The organism is Robertmurraya kyonggiensis (genome assembly GCF_005116465.1).
GTDB classification, from domain to species: domain Bacteria; phylum Bacillota; class Bacilli; order Bacillales; family Cytobacillaceae; genus Robertmurraya; species Robertmurraya kyonggiensis.
Window position 1 is genome coordinate 18,220 of record NZ_SWBM01000013.1, and the last position, 26,883, is coordinate 45,102.

Consider the following 26,883-nt stretch of genomic DNA (forward strand, 5'->3'; position numbering starts at 1 on the left):
GAAAAATAATGAAAATGAACTAGGTATAAATTTCGTTTTGTTTCGGTGAACCTTTTGATCATAGTAAGAGACTACTAATTGTGTGTCTTTAGTAATGAAGTGTCCTATAATTTTTAAATGGACATATAAATAGAAGAAAGTCGAAATTTGACGAGAAATTTAATGGTTTAATAGATTAAAAAAATCCAATTCATTTAAGAATCGGACTTTTGATTAATTAATATGGATTTTCGATTATTTCTTTATCTTATCTTCTTCTATTTTATCGTCTTCAATAATCCCTTTAGTCGAGTTTTTAAACTCCTTCAGGGATTGACCGACCGCGCGACCAATTTCAGGAAGCTTCTTAGGTCCAAAAATAATAAGAGCAAGAACTAGAATTAATATCAAACCTGGAATTCCAATGTTAGAAAACATTTTTTCACTCCTTTATGTATCTCTTTCCGTAAGAGACGCAAGAACTTTCCTATATATAATACCCAAAAGTATTGTAACATATCGGCATCCTTCAATCTACTCCATCCTTTGCAATCAAGTACAGCAATTCTCACGCAAATGTTATCATTTTTTTCAAAATAATCTTTAAGAGTAGTAAATATCACAGATGTCTGTTAAAATCTGTATTAATATGTAATCAATCCCTTTATTATCGATAAATGGTAGAGGGATTATTTCTTGTCTATTATGTGGTAAATTTGATCATAACCGCTCAAGCTTATAAGGAGTTTTAGTCATGTCGATACCCGTTAAAGAAGGCAATTTAGTTACTGTCATCGAGACACTGCGAAAAGAAATGATACGGACAGGAATAGAGGAAGGTCTGGCTAGTCAAAAGACAATTGCCTTAAGCCAGCTTCTCGACCTATACATCATGAAATATCAAGAACTTAATTCAAAAAGGTATAACAAGGCATTGCATTAAATTTCCCATGTCTTGTTATGCCTTTTCTTTTTCTAAGAAATGAAGTTCTTTATCCAACTTCAAATAATTAGAGAAAACTGCCTTTTTGTAACACTTTTGGGATATATAACAAAATAAACCTAAAGGTTTCCCTCTAGGCTTATTCATACTTATTCAATATTTACATACCCTAATCTTGCAGAAATTTCTTTTCCCGCTGCGAGCATTTTTACCTTTAGCTCATCTAATCTCTCATCTGTCATTCTCATAGTTGGTCCTGAAATACTAATTGAGGCAACTACTTTTCCAAGATGGTCAAAAATCGGAACGGCAATGCATGTAATTCCGTATTCATTCTCCTCTAAGTCAAGAGCGTAGCCTTTTTGTTTCACTTTGATTAACTCTTGAAGAAATACATCTTTATCCGTAATAGTCTTATCAGTATGCATTGGTAAGCCTTTACGTTCGATGATTTCAAGAACGACATTAATCGGTAGGTGGGCGAGTATCGCTTTCCCAACTGACGTACAGTGCATCGGCGCCCTTTTTCCAACCTTAGAGTGCATCCGTAATGTTTCGTTGCCTTCAAGCTTTTCTATATAGACAACCTCACCTTGATCCCAAACAACAAGATGAATGACCTCATTTGTATCACGTTCTAGCTCAAGCAAATAGGGTCTTGCTTCCGATCTTAAATCGATCGATTCAAGTAGCTTTGAACTAATATCAAGAAATTTATACCCGAGCTTATAACGACCTGTATCTGTATCCTGTTCAATATAGCCGTATTGGGCTAATGTTGCTAGAATGCGGTAGACCGAGCTCTTATTGATATCAATGTGTTTGGCAATCTCCGTTACACCAAGTCCGCCTTTTTTCGCGCTGACAAGGGTTATGATGTCTAGTGCTCGCCCTACTGACTTAACCATGTTATCCCGTTCCATCTTGCTCACCTCCACGTCTTAACGCTGGAGCTCCCTTGAAGGTACTGTGAATTTATTTCTTAATGTTCCGATTTCTTCGATCGTACATTCAATCACATCATGTTCCCCAACAAATTCCGCCCCTACTGGACTTCCTGTTAAAATGACATCTCCAGGCACGAGAGTCATAACCTTAGAAAGATAGGAAATCATTTTTTCAATTGAAATAATCATAAGATCCATTCCACTATTTTGTTTTTCTGAACCATTCAATACAGCCTTCACTCGGACATCCTTTGGATTGAGTTCTGTTTCAATGACTGGACCTAATGGTGTAAACGTATCAAAAGACTTTCCAATTGTCCAATGCCCGGCTTCATGGAAAAAGGCCGGTGCTGTCACATCATTCCCGACAGTATAACCGAAGACATAATCAAACACTTCTGCTTCAGAAATATTTTTTGCCTCTTTTCCAATGATAACCGCTAACTCTGATTCAAACTTTACCTCCGAACAGCCTTCCGGGATGACAATCTCATCCTCTGGTCCAATAAAGGATGAAGTTGGTTTAAAGAAAAAGACTGGAATTTCTGGTAGCTCACTAGGCAAATCTTCCTTTTTTGCAACGAAGTTTGCACCAATCCCAATAATTTGATTGGGCACGAATGGAGCAAGAAGTTTCACTTCATCTACTGCAAAGTTTTGTCCTGTATACTCCCATTCTGTAAAAATATCTCCCTTTATTTCTCTAATGATATCATCGTGAAGAACACCTGTATATTCCTTATCTTCAAAAGTAAAGCGAGTAAATTTCATCTTTTTTGCTCCTCTCGAAATAATATTTGGTGGGAGATTTTCATGAGGACAACTTTTTCAAGAATCCCTCTCGCTGTGTCTTCATGAACCCTTAATGCGGACTCTATTTGCATGATCACCTTGATTAGTGTCTTCATGAACTCTTCATGCGGACTCTATTTGCGTGATCACCTTGATTAGTGTCTTCATGAGCTCTTCATGCGGACTCTATTTGCGTGATCACCTTGATTAGTGTCTTCATGAGCTCTTCATGGGGACTCTATTTGCGTGATCACCTTGATTAGTGTCTTCATGAGCTCTTCATGGGGACTCTATTTGTATGATCACCTTGATTAGTGTCTTCATGAGCTCTTCATGGGGACTCTATTTGCTTACTCACTTTGATTAGTGTCTTCATGAACTCTACATGTGGACTCTATTTGCTTACTCACTTTGATTAGTGTCTTCATGAACTCTCTACAAAAAATGCTTTTTAAAAAAGCTATCCCAAATGGTATCTAAATACTTTTGGGACAGCCTCATAAAGAAGTTTAATTCTCTACTGCTACCTTTGCTTTAAACTCTGCACGGCGACGATGTAATATTGGCTCCGTATATCCGCTTGGTTGGTCATATCCTTTGAATACTAGATCGCAAGCCGCTTGGAAGGCAACTGAATTATCGTAGTCGCGAGCCATTGGACGGTAGTTCGCATCCGAAGCATTTTGTTCATCAACTACTTTTGCCATACGTTTCAACGTTTCCAATACTTGAGCCTCTGTTACGATTCCATGGTGTAGCCAGTTTGCCATATGCTGACTAGAAATACGAAGTGTCGCTCTGTCTTCCATTAAACCGATATTATTAATATCCAATACTTTCGAGCAGCCAACCCCTTGCTCAACCCAACGTACAACATATCCCAAGATTCCTTGAGCGTTATTATCAAGCTCCTGCTGGATTTCCTCAGGGCTCCATGTAGGATTTTCCTCCACAGGTATTTGTAAAATATCATCTCTTAAATCGGTAGATGCAGCATCCTTTAAGAGCTCTGCCTGCACTTCTTTCACATTAACTTGGTGATAGTGAAGTGCATGTAGTGTTGCAGCTGTTGGAGATGGTACCCAAGCTGTGTTTGCTCCAGATTGCGGATGACCAATTTTTTGCTTAATCATTTCAGCCATTAAGTCTGGAATTGCCCACATTCCTTTACCGATTTGAGCATGCCCTTGGAAGCCTACAGATAATCCAACATTCACATTGGACTTTTCATAGCCTTGCAACCATTTTGTTGCTTTCATATCGTTTTTACGAATCATCGGACCAGCTTCCATAGAAGTGTGCATCTCATCACCAGTACGGTCTAAGAAACCAGTGTTAATGAAAACGATTCTTTCCTTTACCTTGCTAATCGCATTTTTAAGATTAATCGTTGTTCTCCGTTCCTCATCCATAACACCAATTTTCAGCGTGTTGCGCTCTAAGCTTAATAAATCTTCAATGCGATCGAATAATTCATTAGCAAAAGCAACCTCTTCTGAACCATGCATTTTTGGCTTTACAATATAGATAGAGCCTTTTTCACTATTTTGGAATTGGCCATTTCCGAGTAACGTATGCTTACCTATTAAACTCGAAAATACAGTATCCATAATACCTTCTGGGATCTCTTCACCCTCTGCAGTTAATATCGCATTCGTTGTCATCAAATGTCCTACGTTACGAGTAAACATAAGAGAACGGCCCTTAAGAGTAATTTCTTCACCAGTTGGAGATGTGTATTGGCGGTCTGGGTTCATCGCACGTGTAAGGATTTTATCACCCTTTTTGAAGCTCGCGGTTAAATTCCCCTTCATTAGTCCGAGCCAGTTCCGGTATACATGTGTTTTATCCTCAGCATCTACTGCTGCAACAGAGTCTTCAAAATCCATAATCGTAGATAATGCAGCCTCTAGTACTACGTCCTTCACGCCAGCTTTATCCGTTTTTCCGATTGGAGAAGTTGGGTCGATTTGAATTTCAAAATGTAAATCATTATTTTTTAATAAAACAGCAGATGGATTGGTTGCATCGCCTTGATATCCAACAAGCTTGGATTCATCTTCTAATCCAGTAGTTGTGCCGTCACCCAATACGATGACCAACTTTCCGTCAACAATTGTGTATTTCTCAGAATCCTTATGCGAACCAGCTTGCAGTGGTGCCGCTTGGTCCAAAAATTCTCTCGCGAATTGAATGACCTTTTCTCCTCGAATTGGATTGTAGCCTCCTGCACGAGTTGCACCATCTTCTTCACTAATAATATCTGTACCATACAATGCATCATATAGGCTTCCCCAACGAGCATTGGCCGCATTGAGCGCATAACGAGCATTATCGACTGGTACAACAAGCTGCGGACCTGCTTGAACAGCAATTTCGGCATCCACATTTTCCGTTGTAACCTTATAGTCCTCTACTACCGGCTCTAAATAACCAATTTCCTCAAGAAAGCTTTTATATTGTACAAAATCAAAGACTGTGTTTTCTTTATGCCAAGCATGAATTTTTTCTTGAATCTCATCACGTTTTGCCAATAGCGCTTTATTCTTTGGTGCCAGGTCAGTGATTAATTTCTCAAATCCTAACCAAAACTGCTCCTGATCCACCTGACTTTCAGGCAGTGCCTCAGAATTGATAAAGTCAGCCAATTCTTGTGCAACCTGTAGATTTCCAATTTTCACGTATTGAGTCATGACAAATTCCTCCTTGATTTTTATTGTTTGTTATTACGCAACAGCGTTTCGTAATTTATCTAAAAAAATAATATCATGGAAAACGGTTACTTTCAATAATTTTCAAAAAATTTAACCAGAGCGATATAAAAAAATCTTTCACACCGCTCCGTTCCTCTTTTTACGAGGTCTTCAATGCTTCCTTTAAATCTTTTTTCACTTCAGCACAACGACTTGGTGATGGGAAAAGCTTTCCTGCGTTTAGTAAATTTTTCGGATTAAAAACTTCTCGAACATCCGTCTGTGCTAAAATTTCTCTATCGGTAAAAACAAATCTCATCTCTTCTCTTTTCTCAATTCCAACACCATGCTCACCAGTAATCGTCCCGCCTACATCTGCACATACCTGCAAACATGCACTTCCCGCTTTTAGCGCTTTTTCAGTTTCCCCAGGTATTCTTGCATCAAAAAGGACAAGTGGATGAAGGTTACCATCGCCTGCATGGAAGATATTTGAGATACGAAGACCGCTCTCCTCACTAATCTGATTGATTCTTGCGAGCACCTCTGGTAGCTTACTCCTTGGAATGACCCCATCTTGAACGAGATAATCTGGAGAGATTGCTCCCATTGCTCCAAAGCCTGTTTTTCGGTTCGCCCACCATCTTCCTCGTTCTTCCTCACTTCCAGCTACCTTTACCTCTCGAACATTTCTCTTTTTGCAAACCTCTAAAATCTGATTGATTTGTTCCTCAATGCCAGCAGATATTCCGTCCACTTCGATTAAAAGAAGTGCTTCAATATCCTTTGGATGTCCGACTGGAAATGCTGCTGCCTCGACTCCTTCAATCGCTGTCTTATCCATCATTTCTAGAGCAGCAGGAACAATTCCCGAAGAAATAATATCTGATACTGCTTGACTTCCATCAGCAACCTTATCAAAGTAAGCTAGGACCGTTTGCTTCGCTTCTGGATTTTTCAAAATGCGAACGGTGATTTTCGTGACAATTCCTAAAGTACCTTCTGAACCTGTGAGTAGACCCAATAAGTCATAACCAGGCGCATCCGGAACACCATTCGTAGAGATTTCAACAATCTCACCATTTGGCATGATAACCTCAAGCCCTAAAATATGATTCGTCGTAACTCCATATTTTAGACAGTGAGCGCCTCCAGCATTTTCTGCCACATTCCCCCCGATTGTACAGGCATACTGACTGGAGGGATCTGGAGCATAATAATAGCCTTTATTTGCAATCGAGTTTGTTAGTTTCAGATTAACGAAGCCCGGTTCCACAACAGCACGTCGATTTTCAAGATCAACCGTAATTAAACGCTTCATTTTAACCAAGCTTATAATGACCTCTCCATTTAACGGAATTGCTCCTCCGCTTAGTCCAGTACCTGCACCGCGGGCGAGGAATGGCAGTTGATTAGCATCACAATATTTCACAATTTCAGCCACTTCTTCCGTACTATTCGGAAAGACAACACACTTTGGCAAATGCTTATGAATCGTAAAACCATCACAATCATAGGCGAGTAGGTCTGGCTGTTTATAAAGAATTGCCTTCTCACCAACAATTTTTGCTAGATTGATAATATCTTTATTCGATGTTTGCAATCCCTTTTTCGCCATCATTTCCCCCTCTCTTTCTCATCTTCTTTTTGGTAAGCCCAGTCAAGCAATTGCACGGTATGAACGATTTTTTGATTACGCCCATATTTTTCAACGCCGATGGCCATTTGCAGCATGCAGCCCGGGTTCCCCATCGAGATCATCTCCACCTCATCAGGCACATTGGACATCTTACTCCCCAGTACCGCTCCAGCCATTTCAGGATTTGTAATGTTATACACACCTGCACTACCACAGCAGCGATCTGCATTAGGCATATGAACCATCTCTACACCAGGAATATTAATCAATAAATCTCGTGGCTCATCACGCACACCTTGCCCGTGGGCTAAGTGACAAGCATCGTGATAGGTAATGCGCTTGTTTAATTCGGCCTTTGGTTTTTCGTAGCCTGTATCATAGAGATATTTAGAGATATCCTCAACCTTTTTAGAAAATTCTTCAGCCTTTTCATGCCATTCCGGCTCCTCACGAAACAGTTCGGCATATTCTTTTAGCATGCATCCACAACCAGCTGCATTAACAATAACGGTGTCTGCATCCTTGAATGCCTCTATATTTTGTTTGGCAAGCTTCCGACCCGTTTCACGATCTCCAGCATGAACATGAAGGGCACCACAGCATGTTTGGTTTTTCGGGATTTTGACATCATTTCCATTTCTCGTTAGCACATTGATTGTTGACTCATTAATATCACTGAACATCACATCCATGATACAACCCGTCAGCATTGCAACCTCGTTCTTTGTCTCACCCTTCGCCTTGATCACATCGTGGTTTTTGTACTTCTTTTGAACAGGAGTACCGATTTCAGGCATAATCGATTCCATTTCCACTAAATGATTCGGCATCACATTAATTAAACCCGTTTTACGAACCACCTTTTGCAATCCACTCTTTTGATAAAATTTGAGTAGACTTCCCAATGAATGCAGACGATTTGGATGTGGAAATAGGCCCTCTAATATGGCCTTACTTACTGCGCCCTTCCAACCTGTTAACGGCATCGCTTGACGAACCTGCCCACGTGCTTCTTCAATTAAGCCACCGACATCAACATCTGCAGGACAGGCGGTTGTACATGCACGACAGTCTAGACAAACAAAAACTGGATCAGCAAAATCTTCGTCCACTACAAGTTTGCCTTCTGCTACAGATTTTATTAAGTGCACTCTTCCACGTGGTGAATGCTGTTCTTGCCCTGTTTGTTCATAGGTTGGACAGGCTTCTAAGCACATGCCACAGTGGACACAATCAGCCCATTTATTCTCATCAGGTGCATCGCTCCAGAAATAATTACTCAGACTGTTCGTTTGACACGATGGAGTTGCTTTCACGTCCATTTCTCTTAGGCTCAATTTATATCCCTCCTATGAACCGATTCGGGTTTAAGATTTTGTTTGGATCAATTTTCTTTTTGATTCCTTCAACGAGGAAAAAATAAGAAGGTCTCTCTCCCCATACACTCACCTTTTGCCGCAGAACTAGAGGAAGATGCTTAATGGTTGCATATCCTCCTAGACTAGAAGCGTAAGCACGGAGTTCTTTAATAGCTCCTTCCACATCTTCGCTTGCACCATATAAATGAACCTGACACAGACCATGCCCCAAACCACCATTAGCGTCAATATGCAAATTATAGGCATCGCTTATTTGCTCTGCCTTTTGAATGACCTTCAATACATCTAGATTCACAACGCCAATTTTTACGCTCGCTTCCGTTTGGTGACCTGACATACTTGCACGTGGTGATAGATGATAGAACTGCTCCCAAAAAGCCATTGCTAGAGCTCTCTCCAAAATTTTCATCTCCGCCGTAGGAGGTTTTATTCTATTCACAAATTCCTCTTGGTAAAGGACAGAACTCTTCACATCCTCAAAGCTTATGGCCAGGGTATAACTTTTTTGCCCAACAAGTTTTTCTACTAAGGATGGATTTAAGAGCTCCAATGTAATCGGTTCCATTACAGAATCAAGAAAACTCACAACAAACGATTTTATCTCGGAGAGCTCGCCATCTGGAAAAGACAATAGAACAAGACTTTCATATTTAGGCACTGGTCGTAGCTTCACAGTAACTTCGGATATAACTCCAATGGTTCCCATCGATCCGATAAAAAGCTTATTCATGTCGTAACCTGCAACATTTTTTACAACTTTACCGCCCGAACGAATGACGCTGCCATCTGGGTACACAACACGAAGTCCAATAACGACATCTCTCGCCGAACCATAACCCAGCCGTTTCGGCCCACTATCGTTTGCTGCAATCACTCCACCAATCGTCGCTTCCTCTGGCCATGTTGGATCTAAAGAAATCTTCTGATTGAAATCAACTAAATAATCCTGGATTTCCTTAAGAGTGGTTCCTGCTTTGACTGTTAAAGTCATATCTCCGACGGTGTGCTCGATTATTCCTTTATAGTTAGCTAATGAAAGCAAGATATCCTCGGCCTCATTTACCCCTCCGAAGCCCCTTTTAGTCCCTCCACCGATTACAGATATTTTCTTACCATTTGTATTTGCATATCTTAAAAGACTAGATATTTCTTCTTCTGTCTCAGTGGCCACAATCACTTTTCCAGTGTTACCGAAAATATTTTCTAGTTCATGATTTTCTTTAATTCTTTCTTCTGGGACAACTTTTTTTAATTCTTCCTTCAAGTCTGAGGTTATCAAAATGGCTCCTCCCTTTTCTGTGAAGTTGGCTTCCATAAGCTCTTTTGTAAAATGGTTTCCACATACTCTAGGTGCTCGGTCATTTTGTTCTTGGCAAGCTCTGAGTTGGTTTCTTTTATGGCCAGAAAAATTTCTTTGTGCTGTGCATTTATTTTCGCTACAAGCTTTGGGTCTTCTTGGATAAATTGATGAAAGTCATTCATGTGTTTTTTTGTAGTGGTTGAAATGAATTGTATGAGTTGATAAATAATTTGGTTTTTAGAAGCCTTGGCAATGGTCATATGAAAGTTGTAGTCTTCTTCCCAGCCATTTGTGGTTTTGTTGGATAATATTGCTTCGATTTCTGCTAGCTGTTCATCTGTTCTGTTTGATGCTGTCATTTCAGCAATTCCAGGTTCTAATATTTTTCGCACTTGGAATAAAGCACGGACATCACTTGTTTCAGGAATGATCAAATGGTTATTAAAAATCTTACTTGAATCAAATCGACAAACATAAGTCCCTTCGCCTTGTCGTATGTCGACCGTTCCTTTACCTTTTAAGGTAATAATGGCATCACGGATTGCCGACCTGCCTACTCCAAACATTTCACACATTTCCCGTACGGATGGCAGCTTTTCCCCTGATTGAAAGGATCCATGCTCGATCATTTTTTCTATTTGTTCTACAACAGATTCCGACACTTTTTTTACCGAAATTTTTTCTACATTCATGCTCTCCCCCCTTTTGCTTTTGTCCTTTTCAGTTATCACATATCAGATAAGTACTACATAATCCTATTAAAACACCGTTTATATCTTTTATCAATAACTTTTTAGAATATACCAAATAATCAAAATAAAATGCGAACCGATTTTGTAAAATATCATATAATGAAAATAAGATTTAAAATCCAAATCAGTGTTATAGTACAAGCCGTTATTAAACATCTTTTCTTGTCCAATAAGAAGAAAAATAATGTATATAAATTGGAGTTTAGTCAAAAAATAAGGAAAAAGTTGAGGTGAATAAAATGGGGTTACTAAATGCATTTAACGAATGGAAGAACACTCGTTACGAAAAACATGTTTCGCAAATGAAAGAAGAAAACAAATGCCCTGAGTGTTATGGACGTGGATTCTTAATTTATCCAGCAAATGAGTTTGTGTATTTATCCAATCCATTCGATTGTCCTGGTTGTAACGGAAGCGGCTCATATACGGAATGGTCAAATCTTGTCTAAATGGACATAAAAATAAACCTACTGATCCCCCAGTAGGTTATTTGTTTTAACGTCTATTACTTTTCGGATCAAAGGCATCGCGTAGACCATCACCGACAAAGTTGATGCAAAGTACTGTTATCAGTATTGCCAAACCTGGAGGAATCCACGCCTCAGGACTGTTCCTTAATATCCGTAAGCTTTGTGCCTCAGAAAGCATATTTCCCCACGTTGGTGTTGGCTGCGGAATTCCAAAACCTATGAAACTTAATGCAGATTCAGCAATAATATAGGTTGCCATCATTAACGTCGCATTTACTAGGATTGGTCCAATCGCATTTGGAATAAAATGCTTAAAGATTATTCTCAAATCGCTGACACCAATCGCTTTCGCTCCAAGTATAAACTCCTGTTCTCGTAAGGTAAGAAATGTCCCTCGTATGATCCTCGTTAAGCTCGGCCACGAGGTTAACGCAATTATACTGACGAGTATAGTAACATTAACTTCTTCCAATATTGCTACGATCGTTAAGCAAAGTACTAAAAATGGGAGCATGAGTACTAGATCACAGGCTCTCATGATAATAGAATCAATTTTTCCACCATAATAACCAGATATGGATCCTAGTACAACACCTATTACTAAAGTAAACACCATCGCACTAAATCCTACGATTAATGAAATGCGACCTCCATATATGAGACGCGCAAAGTTATCACGGCCAGAGCTATCGTTACCAAGTAGATGATCCTCACTTGGGGGACGCTCAATTAATGTTAGATTTGTCTTTGTTGGATTGTGTTCAGTTAAGAACGGTGCTAAGATAACGACTACAACAATGAGTAACAGAATAAATACACTTGCAACAGCAAGCTTATTTTTCATGAATCGCTTCATCGCTATTTTAGTGGGACTCATGCCTTTTTCTGCGTTCTTTATATCTATTCCTGGTCCAGTATTTGTTTGTGGATTAAGTTCCATTTATTTCACCTCAATCGTAGCGGATTCTTGGGTCAACAATACTATAGAAAATGTCAGCTAAAAGGTTTCCTAAGAGTACAAAGAAACCAAGCATCAAATTTATTGCCATAATAACCGGATAATCACGATTTCCTATAGATGTGATGAATAAGGTCCCAAGTCCAGGAAATTGAAAAACGCCTTCTGTGATAACTGCTCCACCTAATAATATCCCAACCTCAAACCCTAGCAATGTTATGATCGGAATTAATGCATTACGGAGTGTATGCTTATAAAGTACGGTATTTTCTGTCATTCCCTTTGCTCTAGCTGTTCTAATGTAGTCACTTCCAAGCACGTCCAGAACTTCAGATCTCATGTATCGCATATAAGAGGCCGTACCTGCTAAACCAAGAGTTAGACTTGGTAAAACAAGATGCCTGATTTTGTCAATAAATAATTCAAAGCCTTCTATTCCTGGCTTTGAGACTGTACCATGGGACGGGAGCCAACCTAGTTGGATGGATAAAACATAGATCGCTAGCAACCCAAAAAAGAAATTTGGAGTAGCTAGTCCTAAGAAACCAAATGTTGTAGCACCATAATCAAGCGGTGTATATGGATGCCTTGCAGAATAAATTCCTATTGGAATCGAAACAATAATCGTTATTAACAGAGTCATAATTCCTAAATTTATGGTATTCGAAAATCTTTCAGCAATTAAATCAGCAACGGTTCTTCCCTTATAGATCAACGAGTCTCCAAAATCGCCTTTAACTGCATTTGTTACCCAACGCCAATACTGAACATGGATTGGGTCATTTAATCCTAATGCTTCTCTTTGCTTTTCATAGATTGCTCGGTCGATATTTGGATCCATTTTTTGCGAAAAGGGATCACCAGGTGCAGCTTGCATTAGGGCAAAAACAATGACAGTAAGAGCAAATAGCATTGGAATAAAAACAAGAATTCGCCGTATAAGATATTGGATCAATGTTCCCCCTCCTCCATTCTATTGATGTGATGTAATAACTGTTTGTCCAAGAGCCTTTTCTTTTAAAAGGAAAAGAGCGCGGCGTCATACCGAACGCTCTTTTCCTTATTGTTAAGACTCTATTACTCTTCTTCTGTTACATACCATAGATGCGTGTCATTTAAGAATGAGTAAGGTAGTACATCTACACCATGTAGACGAGTGTTATGTGCCCATAAGCTGTTTGCTGCATAAAGAATTAATGCAGGTAAATCTTCACCAAACTTCACTTGCCATTCGCTTAATTTACCGTTACGGTATTCTTTATCGAATGCTTCTGGTGGTGTATTAGCCTCTTTTAAGATTGCGTCAGCTTCAGCGTTATTCCAACGAGAATAGTTGTATGCAGCTGGTGCATCCCAAAGGCCTGTTGGATCTGGATCTGTACTATCTAATGACCATCCAACTAAGTATAAATCCCAGTCTTGAGCGTTGTTATCTAGATCTTCAAAGTAAGCAGCCGCTTCCTTCGGTTGACGAAGATCAATATTGATTCCTACCGCTTCAAGATACTCTTCAATGATTGGAGCTGAACGCTCACGAATTTGATTTCCTAATGGATAGTTAAGATTTAATACCCATTCTTTACCTGCTGGATCTTCACGGAATCCATCACCGTCTACATCTTTATAGCCAGCTTCATCTAAAAGTTTCTTAGCTTCGTCTTCACTATAAGCGTATTGTGGTGGGTTCTTATCATCATAAGCTTCAAATTGTGTAGCGATTGGAGAGTTTTGAACGATACCTCTTCCATAAAGAAGACCATCGATGATTGCTTGACGGTCTACCGCGTAAGCAATTGCTTGACGTACTTTTTGATCTTTTAGTTTCTCGTTAACAGTCCACTTAGAAGGATCAAGTGTCTTATCTCCAGCTGCACGGTGGTTAACCATCATACCCATGATTTGGTAACCAAAGTCCGGCTGCTCAATGATTTCAACATTTGGCATTGCGTCAACTGTTTCAAAGTCTGCTGCCTGGAATCCGTTTGGATCAGCAACAAAGTCAATTTCACCAGTTTCAAGTAAGCCAAGGATAACCGCTTGGTCTACGACCTTCCAAACAACGCTATCTAAGTATGGCTCACCTTTCCAATAATCAGCATTCTTTTCAAGGACATATTGCTCCCCTTGTACCATTTCAGTAAATTTGAACGGACCAGTTCCGACAATTTTACCAGCGTCACGGGATTCTGGAGCCGCTGGCATATCAGCCATTGGGATATCAGCAAAAATATGTTCTGGAATAATTGTGAATGAAGCGTCAGCAAGTGCCTTTACGTTTGGTTGAGCAAATACAAACTTGACTGTGTAATCATCCACTTTTACAACACCTTGGAAATCTTGAGAGGCACCAGTGCTGAACTCTTCATAGCCTACTAGATTAGCAGCGAAGTAAGAACGAATCCCACCAGCTTCAATGTATCCAGGGCTTGCTAACATTTTGTAAGTAAATACTACGTCATCAGCTGTAAATGGCTCACCATCATGCCATTTAACATTTTCTTCTAATTTGAACGTTAATTCTGTGTTATCCTCGTTAAAGGACCATTCTTTTGCAAGGCCTGGTGTAAAATTAAGATTTTCATCTTGTGAAAGTAACCCTTCATAGATAAAGCTTAGGATGTTTGCTTCATAAGCTTCTTCATAGAAAATCGGGTTAAATTGACCAGATGGTGGTGTATCCATCGCACCAACAACCGTACCACCTTTTTGTGGACCTTCAGCCGGTTGTTCTGTTTCAGTACCTTCACCTTCTGGTTCAGTTCCTGCATCATTTCCTCCTGAACACGCAGCAAGGATTCCTAGCATAAGAACAAAGCTTAGTAATAATAACCAACTTTTCTTAAACTTCAAATTCGTTCACCCCTTTTAAATTTTGGAAGAATTAAATAACTCGCAGCGGATTTCTAGGCACACCACCTCCTTATATGTAAAGACTTAAAGAAATTAATTATCATATAAGTGGCAAGCCACAAAATGTCCTTCACTTACATTGATCAATTCTGGTCTTTCAAGTGAGCAGCGTTCATGAGCTTTCGGACAACGAGTTCGGAAAGCACAACCGGATGGTGGATTAGACGGACTAGGCAGGTCTCCTTTTAGGATGATTTTTTCCCTCTTAGCAGTAATATCTGTTGAAGGAACTGCTGATAGCAATGCTTCCGTATACGGATGGAGTGGAGTTTCATAGATGTTTTTCTTAGGAGCAATTTCTGCAATTCTACCAAGATACATGACGGCTACTCGGTCACTAATATGCTTAACTACACTTAAATCGTGAGCAATAAATAAATAGGTTAGATTAAATTCATCTTGCAAATCAGCCATTAAGTTCAGAACCTGCGCTTGAATAGACACGTCCAAAGCAGAGACAGGCTCATCACAAATAACAAACTTTGGATTAAGCGCCAATGCTCTCGCAATACTAATCCGCTGACGTTGGCCACCAGAAAATTCATGCGGATACTTTAAACGCGAATCAGGTCTCAAGCCTACTTTTTCAAGAAGACTGATCGCCTTCTCCTTACGTGCGCTTTTTGACATATCCGTTTGAACCAATAGTGGTTCTTCAATCAATTCTTGCACGTTCATCTTCGGATTAAGAGAAGCAAACGGATCCTGGAAGACAATTTGCATATCACGTCTATATGGACGTAACTGTCGATTGCTCATCTTCGAAATTTCCTCATTTTCGAAAAAAATTTGTCCTTCAGTCGGATCTAACAACCGCAAAATCACGCGTCCTAATGTGGATTTCCCTGAACCAGACTCACCCACAACTCCTAGTGTTTCTCCTCTAAGAATGCTTAGCGATACGTCATCTACAGCCTTTACTTGACCTACTTCACGCTTGAAGACGCCACCCTTAATTGGAAAATACTTTTTAATGTTTTTAGCTTCTAATATATAATCTTGCTCTACCTTTTTTTCTAACTCTTTTTCTAGAAGTGACACTTGTTAGCCCCCTTATTCATACAGATAGCATCGGACATTATGACCTGGCTCAACAGTAACTAGTTCTGGATTAGCCGCACGACATTTATCCATGACGTGTGGACAGCGATCTGAAAAGCGACAACCTGAAGGAAATTCATGTGCGGCTGGAACCATTCCCTTGATTGCCCCAAGTCGTTCAACATCTTTATCTAGGCTTGGCAAACTTTCAAGCAATCCACTTGTATACGGATGCTTTGGGTTTAAGAACAAATTTTCAACTGTTGTTTGTTCAACGATTTGTCCCCCATACATAACCATGACCTTCTCTGCGTATTCAGCAACTACACCTAAATCGTGTGTAATAAGTAGGACAGCCATATTAAACTTCTTCTTCATTTCATCCATCAGATCCAAAATTTGCGCTTGAATCGTAACATCAAGAGCAGTAGTTGGTTCATCTGCAATCAACAGCTTCGGATCGCATGAAATCGCAATAGCAATCATTGCTCTTTGTCTCATTCCTCCAGAAAGCTGATGAGGATATTCCTTCATCGTTTCTTCCGCTCGAGGAAATCCAACTAGCTTTAAAAGCTCAATCGCTTTTCTTTCAGCCTCTGCCTTTGAAATCTTCTTATGACGAATTAATGTTTCTTTAATTTGATTTCCAATTGTAAAGACTGGATTCAATGCGGTCATTGGTTCTTGAAAGATCATTCCAATTTCTCTACCTCGAACAGTCGTCATCTGTTTGTCAGATAGAGGAACAAGATCCTTGCCATTAAAAAGAATTTGTCCGTCTTCAATTTTGCCTGGTTTACCTACCAATTTCATAATTGAAAGAGAAGTGATACTCTTGCCACTCCCTGACTCACCTACTAAAGCAACCGTTTCGCCAGGATTAACAGAAAAATCTACCCCGTCAACTGCTTTAGCTACTTTTTTTCCTTCTAAGTAGAAATACGTTTTCAATCCTTTTACATCTAACAACGTGTTTTGTGTCATCCACTGCACCTCAACTTCATTAGCTATGATTAAAACCTTTTAATCTAGTAATAAAAAATTATTATACGCATAGGTCAAAGTATTCATTTTTTTCTAATTTACGAGCCCAAATGGTGATTTATTAGCAAAAGTATACTATCAGGTTTAAATTTTTGCAATATAGGGAAAAATTTAAGAAATTGCAATTTTTAATAAAATATAGGCGTTTTCATGAATTTTTATTATTTCGCTTACCGAAGAAATACCGGAATTGAAAAATTTATTTAATTTTTTTAAAATAATAAATTTACTTAATTATTAATTAAATTGTAGTGATAAAGAAATATTTGTAATAGAATACACTAATTTCGACATAATATTTATTGTCTGAATAAATCTTTTCACTAATTCTACAAAACTATTATTTATACAAAATTTTTTATAAATATTCACAAATAGCCTTCGTAAACTTTTTTTACAATCTATATTTTCATTGTTAGAAAATCTGACAGACCTCCTAAAATTCAACAATTTTTGCCTTCTATCATGAATTAAACTCTCCTTTTTTCTTTTGCATGAACTCTGCAATAATTCCCAATACTATAAAGACAATAAGATTAGTTTTGAAAGGATTGCTTGCTATGCTATCACAGAAACAAATTTCAGATTTTAAATCAGAGCTGGAGAGTCAAAAAAATGAGTTAAAGCAGCGCTATGAAATGAATGAGCATCTGAACTTAACCTCAGGTCATGCTCATGAATCAGTAGGCGAGCTTTCAAGCTATGATAATCATCCTGGTGATGAAGGAACCGAATTATACGAAAGAGAAAAGGACATTGCCCTAAGTGAACATTACCGAACTGAACTAGCAAATATTAAGAAGGCACTGAACGCCATTGATAACGGGACATATGGGAAATGTGAGGTGTGTGGAAAAGAAATTGCTATCCAACGGTTAGAGGCTTTACCATCCACGACTTTTTGTATCGAGCATACGCCTGATCAGATCACTTCCCATGAGCGACCAATTGAAGAAGGAGTGTTAATGCCTCCATTTGGAAAGTTTGATATGGACGAGCAAGACGAATCCGTCTCATTTGATGCTGAGGATGCTTGGCAAGAAGTTCAAAGTTGGGGAACCTCAGAAACGCCTTCTGATTTCGTCAATGTGGAGGGCCACTATAATGATGTCGGAAATGAAGCAGAAGAAAATCATGGCTATGTCGAAGATTATGAAAACTTTGTTGGTGTTGACATAGAAGGAAAAAATGTAACGGTTTATCCGAACGCTCAGCATAAACGCTATGAAGAAATGCTTGATGAACAAGGTACGATGACGGCATTCGGAGATTTACCGGCTTCTGAACACGATCCGTATGTAGAAGAAAGGGACAATGATTAATATCATTGTCCCTTTTGAGTTTTTCTGCGCTTCTACATGTCCAGTGCATAATTTTTTCCAGACATTACAAAATCGGAGAGGCTTAATACAACAATTCAAATACCTCATTTAATTGCAGCACTCGTTCTCCATCCTCTTCTTCCTGTGCATGGCTAATTTCATCTGGAAGAATTTTATTTAGGAAATCAATTTGTTCATTGGACAATCTGCTTACGAAAGATTCCTCTGATGTAAAATCATCCTCTCGAATAATCGCGTAAATTTCTTTTCCTACATCAGAGCGATCCGTATAATTTGATAAGATTTCTTTTAAATAGCCTAATGGTTGATTCATTTTCGCTCATTCCTTTCATAAAAAAGATCTATTCTCCCATTAGAATGTGCTACTTTATACCAATTAATGAAAGCTAATTTTTTCTGTTTTTGAATTGACAATAACGAGTTAGGGATATATAATTTGTCTTAGGTTCCAATATCTCGAATTTGAGATAAATTAATTTGAGACAAAACAAACAAAGGGAGAGATTTTAAAATGACAAATGCAAAATGGGCTTTAGACGCAGCACACAGCAGCGTAGATTTTTCTGTAAAACATATGATGTTCGCAAACGTAAAAGGTTCTTTCAATCAATTTGATGCTTCTATCGAAGCAGATCCAACTGATTTAACTTCTGCTAACATTGAATTCACAATCAATACAGCAAGCGTTGATACTCGCAATGCTGATCGTGATGCACATCTTCGTGGTGAAGATTTCTTTGATGTAGAAAACTTCCCAGCAATGACTTTCAAGTCTACTTCTATTACTAAAACTGATGAAGGCGAATATGAAGTGACTGGTGAACTAACAATCAAGGATACAACTAAGCCACAAACTTTCACTGTAACTTACGGTGGAACTGGTAAAGATCCATGGGGTAATGAAAAGGTTGGTTTTGGTGTAGAAGGCGTAATCAACCGTAGCGAATTTGGTCTAACTTGGAACGCAGCACTTGAAACTGGTGGCGTACTTGTTGGAGATAAAGTTAAAATTTCATTAGACGTTCAAGCAGCAAAAGCTGAGTAATAAATATAATCCAAAACCTGCAGGTGACTACCACCTGCAGGTTCTTTGCGTTTATGGACTTAAAAATTAGGTCAAAATGAAAAGTAAGTCAAGTACCTTGAGGTGAAGAGGTTGCTGCATCCTTTTTTTTCACGGTTCATAAGAATGCCCTTCTTTTTACGTATCTTCATCATTGCCTTAGTTTTTATCGTTGGCTTCGGCTTTTTAGCGTACATTTTTGAACCTGAAACATTTCCGAATCTTTTTGATGGGATTTGGTGGGCAATCATGACTGTTTCTACAGTGGGATACGGGGATTTCGTACCCACAACCACACTTGGAAAAATAACAGGAATGGTTTTGGTTTTATCGGGAGCTGGATTTGTTTCATCTTATTTTGTCACACTCGCTGCCGCTACTGTTAAAAGACAAAATAACTTACTGGAAGGGAAAGTTATGTTTAAGGGGACCGATCATTATATTATTGTTGGCTGGAACGAAAGAGCTAGAGCGATTATCGATAAACTACTTACTGATAAAAAGGAAAGCTCCATTATCCTGATTGATCAATCATTGGAAACAAATCCTTTTGTGGATTATCATGTTCATTTTATAAAAGGGCGTGCAAATACAGATGAAATTTTAATAAAAGCAAACGTTTATGAGGCAAAAAAAATCATGATTACGGCCGATCAAAATCTTGATGAACTTCATGCAGATATGAACACGATTATTACGTTATTAGCCATCAAAGGGTTAAACCCTAATGTTATCTGTGTGGTTGAAATCTTAACAGAAGAGCAAGTGGCTAATGCCAAAAGAGCTGGAGCAGATGAAGTGATACAATCCAATATTATTTCTGGCTCAGTCATGACAAATTGTCTTCATTCAACAGGATCAGTCGATGCGCTGATTTTTCTCCTCGAGCAATTTGATGGAACTCGGTTCGTTTTTCGATCTGCTTCGTCATACGATGGAAAAACCTTTGTAGAAACGAACCAATCACTTCTCGATGAAGGAGCCCTTTTGTTTGGCATAAAAAGAGGAGCAGACACAATCGTTAATCCACCCCATCCTTTTAAGATTAAAGGTAATGATATGCTGCTAGTGGTTGACTCACCGGAGTAAAATACTTTCCAATTCAGCTGTCAAAACCTTTCCTGTCTCCAAATATTTATCCGGGACAGCAGCATCCTTATTTTCCGGTCCTTGAAATTGATTAAAAGACGCGTTGAAAGTACCGGCATTCGCATTTTGATCTAAGTCTGCTTCATATTCATGGGCCAACAGAAAAGGGCGATCAATCGCTACCGTACATCCTGGTGTATCCAGTTGCCCGTCTACAGCATGAAACGGGACACGATAAAACATATAGCCATCCTTGTCGTCAATTTTGTAATCAAAGTAGCCATGGTCGTAATCCCAATTTCCTCCAATCACATAACCTATTGGCTTTAGTGATTGTTCCAAATCAAATAGACGATACTCTCTTCCTTCTACTTTCGAAGGCATTTCAATCATAAAAAAATCCCCCTTCAAACTTTTTCTTAGTTTCTCCAAGGGGGATTTCGTATATTTTGTAACATTTAACCAGAATGCTTCAATGAAAAAGACTGTGTCCAAGCGGCCGTTAAAATAACGAGCCATGGTCACAGTCTTCAACTATCTTATAATCTCTTTTCTAGTTCTGCTTTCTTTTCTTCGAAACCTGGTTTACCAAGTAAAGCAAACATATTTACTTTGTAAGCTTCTACGCCTGGTTGGTCAAAAGGATTAACGCCTAATAAATAGCCGCTCATTGCACAAGCCTTTTCAAAGAAGTATGCAAGATATCCAAATGTATATTCATCAAGCTTTGGAACGGATACAACTAAGTTTGGAACGCCACCATCAGTATGAGCAAGCAAAGTTCCTTCAAACGCCTTGTTGTTAACAAAGTCTACAGTTTTACCCGCTAGATAGTTTAATCCGTCTAAATCGCTATCTGCTTCTTCAATCGTTAACTCATGACGAGGCTTTTCAACTTTGATGATCGTTTCGAATAAATCTCTACGACCTTCTTGAACATATTGCCCTAATGAGTGTAAATCTGTTGAGAAGTTTGCAGAAGATGGGAAAATCCCCTTCTGATCTTTTCCTTCACTTTCTCCAAACAATTGCTTCCACCATTCAGAGAAGTATTGTAGAGATGGCTCATAATTGATCAGCATTTCAATTGTTTTCCCTTTGTTGTAAAGGACATTACGAACAGCAGCATACTGATAAGCTTGGTTCTCCTCAAGCTCAGAAGAACTATATTCCTCACGAGCATCAGCAGCCCCCTTCATCATTGCCTCAATATCTGCTCCACTAACCGCAATCGGAAGTAATCCAACCGCTGTTAAAACAGAATAACGTCCGCCCACATCATCTGGAATCACAAATGATTCGTAGCCTTCTTCAGTAGCTAGTGTTTTTAGAGCACCACGAGCTTTATCTGTAGTTGCATAGATACGCTTTCGAGCTTCTTCCACACCATACTTTTCCTCAAGAAGCTTACGGAAAATACGGAATGCAATCGCTGGTTCTGTTGTCGTACCTGATTTTGAAATGACGTTAATAGAAAAGTCTTTACCTTTTAGTAAATCCATAACATCCTTCATATATGTAGAACTAATGCTGTTTCCAACAAAGATAATTTGCGGAGTTTTTCTCTCTTCTTTTCCAAGCACATTGTAAAAGCTATGCTGAAGCATATCAATCGCTGCACGTGCTCCTAAGTATGAGCCACCGATTCCAATGACAAGCAATACATCAGAATCACCTTTTATTTTTTCAGCTGATTTTTGAATTCGAGAAAATTCTTCCTTATCGTAATCAACCGGTAAGTCAATCCATCCTAAAAAGTCATTGCCTGCTCCACTCTTCTCATGTAAGGAATGATGAGCAACCTTGACTAGATCGCGTAAATAAGTAATTTCATGTTCACCAAAAAAGCTAAGCGCTTTAGTGTAATCAAAACGTACTTGTCCCATAGTTGTCCTCCATCTTATGTATTCTTGTATTCATGTATACTTTAACGAAACCAAGCAATGTTATCAAGACGCAATCCATCTAAAATAACTATCTTTACAAATAGTGTCCTATTTTTGCCAAAATTATAAAGCTCTTTTCTCAAATTTCGTTGCTGTTAGATAGAAATAACAAAATCTAAACGATAACATTCTATAAGGAAGAAGCGTGACCAAATGCACATTTCTTCCTTATTATATGCATTACTTTTATAATGAAGCGCGGTAAATGGCTAAAACATCTTCATGATTTAACTTTTTAAAGCCACCAAATTCTCCGTTAATCATTGCTTTATCTGCCATCACTTCTAATTGACTATCATCAATATCATAATCTGCTAATCTAGATGGTGCTCCAATGCTATTCCAGAATTCACGCAGTTTTTCAATTCCTTCAAGACCTACTTCTTCAGCCGTCTTGCCAGTTGGATCAACTCCAAATACTCGTACAGCCAATTGTTTGAAGCGTTCTGGCTTTACTTGTAAATTATGCTTCATCCAGTTCGGGAATAAAATCGCTAATCCTCCACCGTGAGGAATATCGTACACAGCAGAAACAGCATGCTCGATATTATGCGTTGCCCAATCTCCTTGATAGCCCATAGATAGCATTCCATTTAGAGCCATCGTGCCGTTATAAAGAATGGTTGCACGATAATCATAATTTTCAAGGTCACTAATTAATTTCGGAGCAGTTTCCATTACGGTTATAAGCAAAGATTCACACATTCTATCTTGCAGAAGCGTGTTTTCTTCTAAATGGAAATAATGTTCAAATACATGAGACATCATATCGACAATTCCATATACCGTTTGATCTTTTGGAACAGTAAAAGTATTAACAGGATCTAAAATAGAAAATCTAGGGAATGTAGCTGGACTACCCCAACCATATTTCTCTTTTGTCTCCCAGTTCGTGATAACAGATCCAGAATTCATTTCAGAGCCTGTTGCTGCAAGAGTTAAAACCGTTCCAAACGGAAGGGCTTCCTTCGCAAATGCCTTTTTCGTGACTAAATCCCAGGCATCTCCATCATATTTTGCACCAGCTGCAATGGCTTTTGTACAGTCAATGACACTTCCGCCACCAACCGCTAAGATAAATTCGATTCCTTCTGACTTACAAATATCCACACCTTTACGAACAGTCGAAATACGTGGATTTGGTTCAACTCCAGATACTTCAAATAGCGTAACATCTAATTCTTTAAGGAGACTTACAACTTCATCGTATAGCCCATTTCTTTTAATGCTTCCACCGCCATAAACGAGGAGTACTTTTTTTCCGTACTGAGGAAGCTCTGTTTTTAATTGCTCAAGCTGACCTTTTCCAAAAATCAATTTTGTCGGGTTATAATATGTAAAGTTCTTCATGCAATATCGACTCCTTTCTTAGTTCACTTCTATTATCATTTATCTTATATTCCAATGCAAAAATTATGTTTTTAGAAGCTATCCGCAAATCTTATTGGCGCAAAAAATCCTTGCATACAAATGCAAGGATTTTGAAAGTCTAGCTCAATACTTTTTTAATTCGTTCAATCGCCCAGTCTAACTCTTCTTGCTTAATGACGAGCGGAGGAGCAAAACGAATCACTGTATCATGTGTTTCTTTACATAATAGTCCTTCTTCTTTTAATTTTTCACAATAAGGTCGTGCTTCTTCATGAAGCTCGACTCCAATAAAGAGCCCTCTTCCACGAACTTCTTTGATAACCGGATTGTCAATTTCCTTAAGTTTATTTTTAAAATACTCACCTAGTTCAAGTGAACGGTCTGCAAGCTTTTCATTCACTAAAACTTTGAGAGATGCTATCGAAACTGCACATGCCATCGGGTTTCCTCCAAAGGTAGAACCATGGGAGCCAGGATTAAATACGCCTAATATATCTTTGTTTGCAACTACACATGAAATCGGGAATACACCACCACCTAGAGCTTTCCCTAAGATGTACATATCTGGTTCAACGTCCTCCCAGTCACATGCAAACATTTTACCCGAACGTGCCAAGCCAGCTTGAATTTCATCGGCGATAAAAATGACATTGTTTTCTTTACATAGCTGTTGCGCTTTTTTTAAGAATCCTTCTGGCGGGATGACAATTCCTGCTTCCCCTTGAATTGGCTCAACTAAAAAGGCTGCCGTATTTGGAGTTATTGCACTTTTCAATGCTTCAAAGTCTCCATAAGGAATTAATTTAACTCCTGGTAACATCGGTCCGAAGCCACGCTTATATTCCTCATCAGAAGATAAAGAAACTGCCGTCATCGTTCGACCATGGAAGTTTCCAATACACGCAATAATCTCTGCTTGATTGTCCGCAACTCCTTTTACATCATAAGCCCATCTTCTCGCCGCTTTGACAGCTGTTTCAACTGCTTCCGCTCCTGTATTCATCGGTAGTGCCATATCCTTATTCGTTAATTGACAAACCATTTCATACCACGGACCAAGCTGGTCGTTATGAAAAGCACGGGAAGTTAACGTCACTCGGTCTGCTTGTTCTTTTAAAGCCTTAATAATTTCTGGATGACGATGCCCCTGGTTTACTGCTGAATAAGCACTTAACATATCCATATATTTATTGCCTTCAGGGTCCTCTACCCATACGCCTTCCGCTTTAGAAACAACAATAGGAAGCGGGTGATAGTTTCTAGCACCATATTTATTCGTTTGTTCAATGATATTTTGAGATTTGCTTGTCATAGGTTTGCACTCCTTCTTTGTTTATCTATCACATTACTATTGCAAGTTGTGTGCCAATATAAAAAATAAGTATTTACGCGAATTGCGCTGTTCTTGTGCAAAAATACTTTGCTTTTTCAACTGATTTATTGCAAAAATTTCTTGCACTATATAAGATAAAAAGAGGAAGAAGAGGAGGAAGAAACAATGAACGAAGGTAATATTGAGTTGATATTTGGAAAAGTCCTTGATTCGATTGATGCAGGTGTGCATGTCATTGATTCTGAGGGCAATACGATTTTTTACAATAAAAAGATGAGTGAAATCGAAGGAATGAAAATCGAGGATGTCCTTCATAAAAACATCCGTGAGGTTTTTTCCTTTCATAAAAACGGGGAAAGCACCCTCCTTCTAGTCCTCCATAATCGAACCGAAAGATTGAATGCGAGACAATCCTATTTTAATAATAAACAACAAGAAATCACGACGATTAATAATACATTCCCGATCGAGAAAGACGGAGTTTTAATCGGAGCGATGGAAATTGCTCGCGACGTGACAAAAATTGAAAAAATGATTCAGGATACTATTTTTCATAAAGGAGATGCCAAATATACCTTCGACAGTATTATCGGCGTTAGTACGGCTATCACAGAGGTTATCGAAGCTAGTAAAAGAGCGACGCGTACAAACTCTTCCATCCTCATTATTGGTGAGACAGGTACTGGAAAAGAACTCTTTGCCCAAAGTATCCATAATGGCAGCAGCCGCTCTTCTAAGCCGTTTATTTCACAAAACTGCGCGGCTATTCCAGAAACGTTAATGGAAGGAATTCTTTTTGGCACAAAAAAAGGGGCCTTTACTGGTGCAATTGAGCGTCCTGGACTGTTTGAACAGGCTGACGGTGGGACATTACTATTAGATGAAATCAATTCCCTTGATCCCTCTTTACAAGCCAAACTATTACGGGTAATTCAGGAAAGAACGGTACGACGAGTTGGCGATACAAAGGACCGCCCTGTTGACGTACGAATCATCGCCACAGTTAATCAGGACCCGATCGATTTGATTACAAATGGATTACTTCGTAAAGACTTATTTTACCGTCTTAGCGTTGTGTCATTATTTATTCCCCCTCTCCGGGATAGAAAAGATGACATTCATAAGCTCGTTCCATTTTTTGTAGAAAAATATAATCATGTATTCGGGATGCATGTATTAGGGATAGACAGAAGCTTGATGGACAGCTTTCTCGAATATGATTGGCCAGGAAATGTGCGCGAATTGGAGCATGTAATTGAAGGGGCAATGAATCTGATTGACCAAGAGGAAATGATTACTTTTTCCCATCTCCCCAATCATATTCGAAATAAACCACAATTTGCCGAGATTAATGGTGGAGATATGCTGATGGATGCAGAAAAACCACTTGATCTTTATTTACAGGATGCAGAAATTTCTTATTTGAAAAGAGTTTTGTTGCAGCAAAATGGAAATATCACCAAAACGGCTCAGGTGCTTGGGATGAGTCGGCAAAACCTGCAATATCGTTTGCGGAAATATGGGATAAGCGGTGCGCAAAAGTGAATTCATGACGATGAGTCGTTCATGTGGACAACTTTTGCTTAAATCTCGTGATTCTTGTCCGCATGAACCCGGCATGAAGAAACTATTTAAGGATATCCGATGAATAGTGTCCGCATGGAGCCTTCATGAAGACATTATTTGGGGAAATCCGATGAATAGTGTCCGTATGGAGCCTTCATGAAGACACTATTTGGGGAAATCCAACGAATAGTGTCCGCATGGAGCCTTCGAGACCACTGAAAAACATTTCCATAAAAATGGAAACCACAAAGATTTAATCAAAAAGAAAAAAACCTCCATTTTGGTATAATAGAACTGTCGAAGAACTAATAACCAAATGGGGGTT

24 protein-coding genes are annotated in these 26,883 nt (G+C 38.8%); 6 read left to right on the top strand and 18 right to left on the bottom strand.

Features of this window, described 5'->3' with window-relative positions:
* Window positions 1-234: 234 nt before the first annotated feature.
* Window positions 235-417 (bottom strand): twin-arginine translocase TatA/TatE family subunit, encoded by a 183-nt coding sequence (gene tatA / locus FA727_RS23175; protein WP_136833829.1) that lies wholly within the window; start codon window positions 415-417, stop codon window positions 235-237.
* 316 nt (window positions 418-733) lie between these two features.
* On the opposite strand from tatA, the gene FA727_RS23180 reads away from it, so the two are divergent.
* Complete coding sequence (locus tag FA727_RS23180; RefSeq protein ID WP_136833830.1) at window positions 734-922, top strand: aspartyl-phosphate phosphatase Spo0E family protein; 189 nt, start codon at window positions 734-736, stop codon at window positions 920-922.
* A gap of 149 nt (window positions 923-1,071) precedes the next feature.
* Here FA727_RS23180 and FA727_RS23185 read toward each other — a convergent pair whose 3' ends face one another.
* From FA727_RS23185 to FA727_RS23215, 7 genes are all read right to left on the bottom strand, one after another.
* Window positions 1,072-1,845 carry an IclR family transcriptional regulator gene (locus FA727_RS23185; RefSeq protein WP_136833831.1) on the bottom strand — a complete coding sequence of 258 codons (774 nt, stop codon included), beginning with the start codon at window positions 1,843-1,845 and terminating at the stop codon, window positions 1,072-1,074.
* Between the two features lie 18 nt (window positions 1,846-1,863).
* Window positions 1,864-2,640, bottom strand: coding sequence for a fumarylacetoacetate hydrolase family protein (locus FA727_RS23190; protein ID WP_136833832.1), 777 nt, complete (start codon window positions 2,638-2,640; stop codon window positions 1,864-1,866).
* Window positions 2,641-3,170: 530 nt separating this feature from the next.
* Entirely contained in the window at window positions 3,171-5,354 is a 2,184-nt protein-coding gene (locus tag FA727_RS23195) for a malate synthase G (RefSeq protein WP_136833833.1), read from the bottom strand.
* 160 nt (window positions 5,355-5,514) lie between these two features.
* Window positions 5,515-6,972: an FAD-binding oxidoreductase gene (locus tag FA727_RS23200; RefSeq protein WP_136833834.1), complete on the bottom strand. Its 1,458-nt coding sequence runs from the start codon at window positions 6,970-6,972 to the stop codon at window positions 5,515-5,517.
* Entirely contained in the window at window positions 6,972-8,330 is a 1,359-nt protein-coding gene (locus tag FA727_RS23205; RefSeq protein ID WP_136833835.1) for a (Fe-S)-binding protein, read from the bottom strand. Before FA727_RS23205 ends, FA727_RS23200 begins: the two co-directional genes overlap by 1 nt.
* A 1-nt stretch (window position 8,331) precedes the next feature.
* A complete protein-coding gene (locus FA727_RS23210; RefSeq protein ID WP_246042027.1) occupies window positions 8,332-9,651 on the bottom strand; it encodes an FAD-binding oxidoreductase in 1,320 nt (439 codons plus the stop codon).
* Entirely contained in the window at window positions 9,648-10,364 is a 717-nt protein-coding gene (locus FA727_RS23215; protein WP_136833837.1) for a FadR/GntR family transcriptional regulator, read from the bottom strand. The genes FA727_RS23210 and FA727_RS23215 overlap by 4 nt, the downstream gene beginning before the upstream one ends.
* A 299-nt stretch (window positions 10,365-10,663) precedes the next feature.
* Here FA727_RS23215 and FA727_RS23220 point away from each other — a divergent pair, with 299 nt between their 5' ends.
* Window positions 10,664-10,873 (top strand): methionine aminopeptidase, encoded by a 210-nt coding sequence (locus tag FA727_RS23220; protein ID WP_126405217.1) that lies wholly within the window; start codon window positions 10,664-10,666, stop codon window positions 10,871-10,873.
* 46 nt (window positions 10,874-10,919) lie between these two features.
* Here the strand turns inward: FA727_RS23220 and opp4C are convergent, their stop codons facing one another.
* From opp4C to FA727_RS23245, 5 genes are all read right to left on the bottom strand, one after another.
* Complete coding sequence (gene opp4C, locus FA727_RS23225; RefSeq protein WP_136833838.1) at window positions 10,920-11,834, bottom strand: oligopeptide ABC transporter permease; 915 nt, start codon at window positions 11,832-11,834, stop codon at window positions 10,920-10,922.
* Window positions 11,835-11,844: 10 nt separating this feature from the next.
* Window positions 11,845-12,807 carry an ABC transporter permease gene (locus tag FA727_RS23230; RefSeq protein ID WP_136833839.1) on the bottom strand — a complete coding sequence of 321 codons (963 nt, stop codon included), beginning with the start codon at window positions 12,805-12,807 and terminating at the stop codon, window positions 11,845-11,847.
* A 122-nt stretch (window positions 12,808-12,929) separates the two neighbouring features.
* Window positions 12,930-14,702: a peptide-binding protein gene (locus FA727_RS23235; protein ID WP_246042028.1), complete on the bottom strand. Its 1,773-nt coding sequence runs from the start codon at window positions 14,700-14,702 to the stop codon at window positions 12,930-12,932.
* A gap of 93 nt (window positions 14,703-14,795) precedes the next feature.
* Window positions 14,796-15,803 (bottom strand): ABC transporter ATP-binding protein, encoded by a 1,008-nt coding sequence (locus FA727_RS23240; RefSeq protein ID WP_136833840.1) that lies wholly within the window; start codon window positions 15,801-15,803, stop codon window positions 14,796-14,798.
* A gap of 12 nt (window positions 15,804-15,815) precedes the next feature.
* Window positions 15,816-16,787, bottom strand: coding sequence for an ABC transporter ATP-binding protein (locus FA727_RS23245; RefSeq protein ID WP_136833841.1), 972 nt, complete (start codon window positions 16,785-16,787; stop codon window positions 15,816-15,818).
* Between the two features lie 620 nt (window positions 16,788-17,407).
* Between FA727_RS23245 and FA727_RS23250 the strand changes: the two genes are divergently transcribed.
* Complete coding sequence (locus FA727_RS23250) at window positions 17,408-18,169, top strand: TraR/DksA C4-type zinc finger protein (protein WP_136833842.1); 762 nt, start codon at window positions 17,408-17,410, stop codon at window positions 18,167-18,169.
* Between the two features lie 82 nt (window positions 18,170-18,251).
* Here the strand turns inward: FA727_RS23250 and FA727_RS23255 are convergent, their stop codons facing one another.
* Window positions 18,252-18,503, bottom strand: coding sequence for a sporulation protein (locus tag FA727_RS23255; protein WP_136833843.1), 252 nt, complete (start codon window positions 18,501-18,503; stop codon window positions 18,252-18,254).
* A gap of 198 nt (window positions 18,504-18,701) precedes the next feature.
* On the opposite strand from FA727_RS23255, the gene FA727_RS23260 reads away from it, so the two are divergent.
* Together FA727_RS23260 and FA727_RS23265 are read left to right on the top strand one after the other, a co-directional pair.
* Window positions 18,702-19,235 carry a YceI family protein gene (locus tag FA727_RS23260; protein ID WP_136833844.1) on the top strand — a complete coding sequence of 178 codons (534 nt, stop codon included), beginning with the start codon at window positions 18,702-18,704 and terminating at the stop codon, window positions 19,233-19,235.
* Window positions 19,236-19,379: 144 nt separating this feature from the next.
* On the top strand, window positions 19,380-20,342 hold the full coding sequence (locus FA727_RS23265) for a potassium channel family protein (RefSeq protein WP_170209305.1): 963 nt from the start codon (window positions 19,380-19,382) through the stop codon (window positions 20,340-20,342).
* Here the strand turns inward: FA727_RS23265 and FA727_RS23270 are convergent.
* The 4 genes from FA727_RS23270 to FA727_RS23285 all read right to left on the bottom strand — a co-directional run bounded on the left by FA727_RS23270 (window position 20,331) and on the right by FA727_RS23285 (window position 24,971).
* A complete protein-coding gene (locus tag FA727_RS23270) occupies window positions 20,331-20,735 on the bottom strand; it encodes a YugN-like family protein (RefSeq protein WP_136833846.1) in 405 nt (134 codons plus the stop codon). The two genes, FA727_RS23265 and FA727_RS23270, sit on opposite strands and share 12 nt — an antisense overlap.
* Window positions 20,736-20,881: 146 nt before the next feature.
* A complete protein-coding gene (locus FA727_RS23275; protein ID WP_136833847.1) occupies window positions 20,882-22,228 on the bottom strand; it encodes a glucose-6-phosphate isomerase in 1,347 nt (448 codons plus the stop codon).
* A gap of 246 nt (window positions 22,229-22,474) precedes the next feature.
* The gene (locus FA727_RS23280) at window positions 22,475-23,638 is read right to left on the bottom strand and encodes an iron-containing alcohol dehydrogenase (protein WP_136833848.1); all 1,164 of its coding nucleotides are present in this window, start codon (window positions 23,636-23,638) and stop codon (window positions 22,475-22,477) included.
* Window positions 23,639-23,777: 139 nt separating this feature from the next.
* On the bottom strand, window positions 23,778-24,971 hold the full coding sequence (locus tag FA727_RS23285; protein WP_136833849.1) for an ornithine--oxo-acid transaminase: 1,194 nt from the start codon (window positions 24,969-24,971) through the stop codon (window positions 23,778-23,780).
* Between the two features lie 186 nt (window positions 24,972-25,157).
* Here FA727_RS23285 and FA727_RS23290 point away from each other — a divergent pair, with 186 nt between their 5' ends.
* Window positions 25,158-26,537, top strand: coding sequence for a sigma-54 interaction domain-containing protein (locus FA727_RS23290; protein ID WP_136833850.1), 1,380 nt, complete (start codon window positions 25,158-25,160; stop codon window positions 26,535-26,537).
* Window positions 26,538-26,883: the final 346 nt, after the last annotated feature.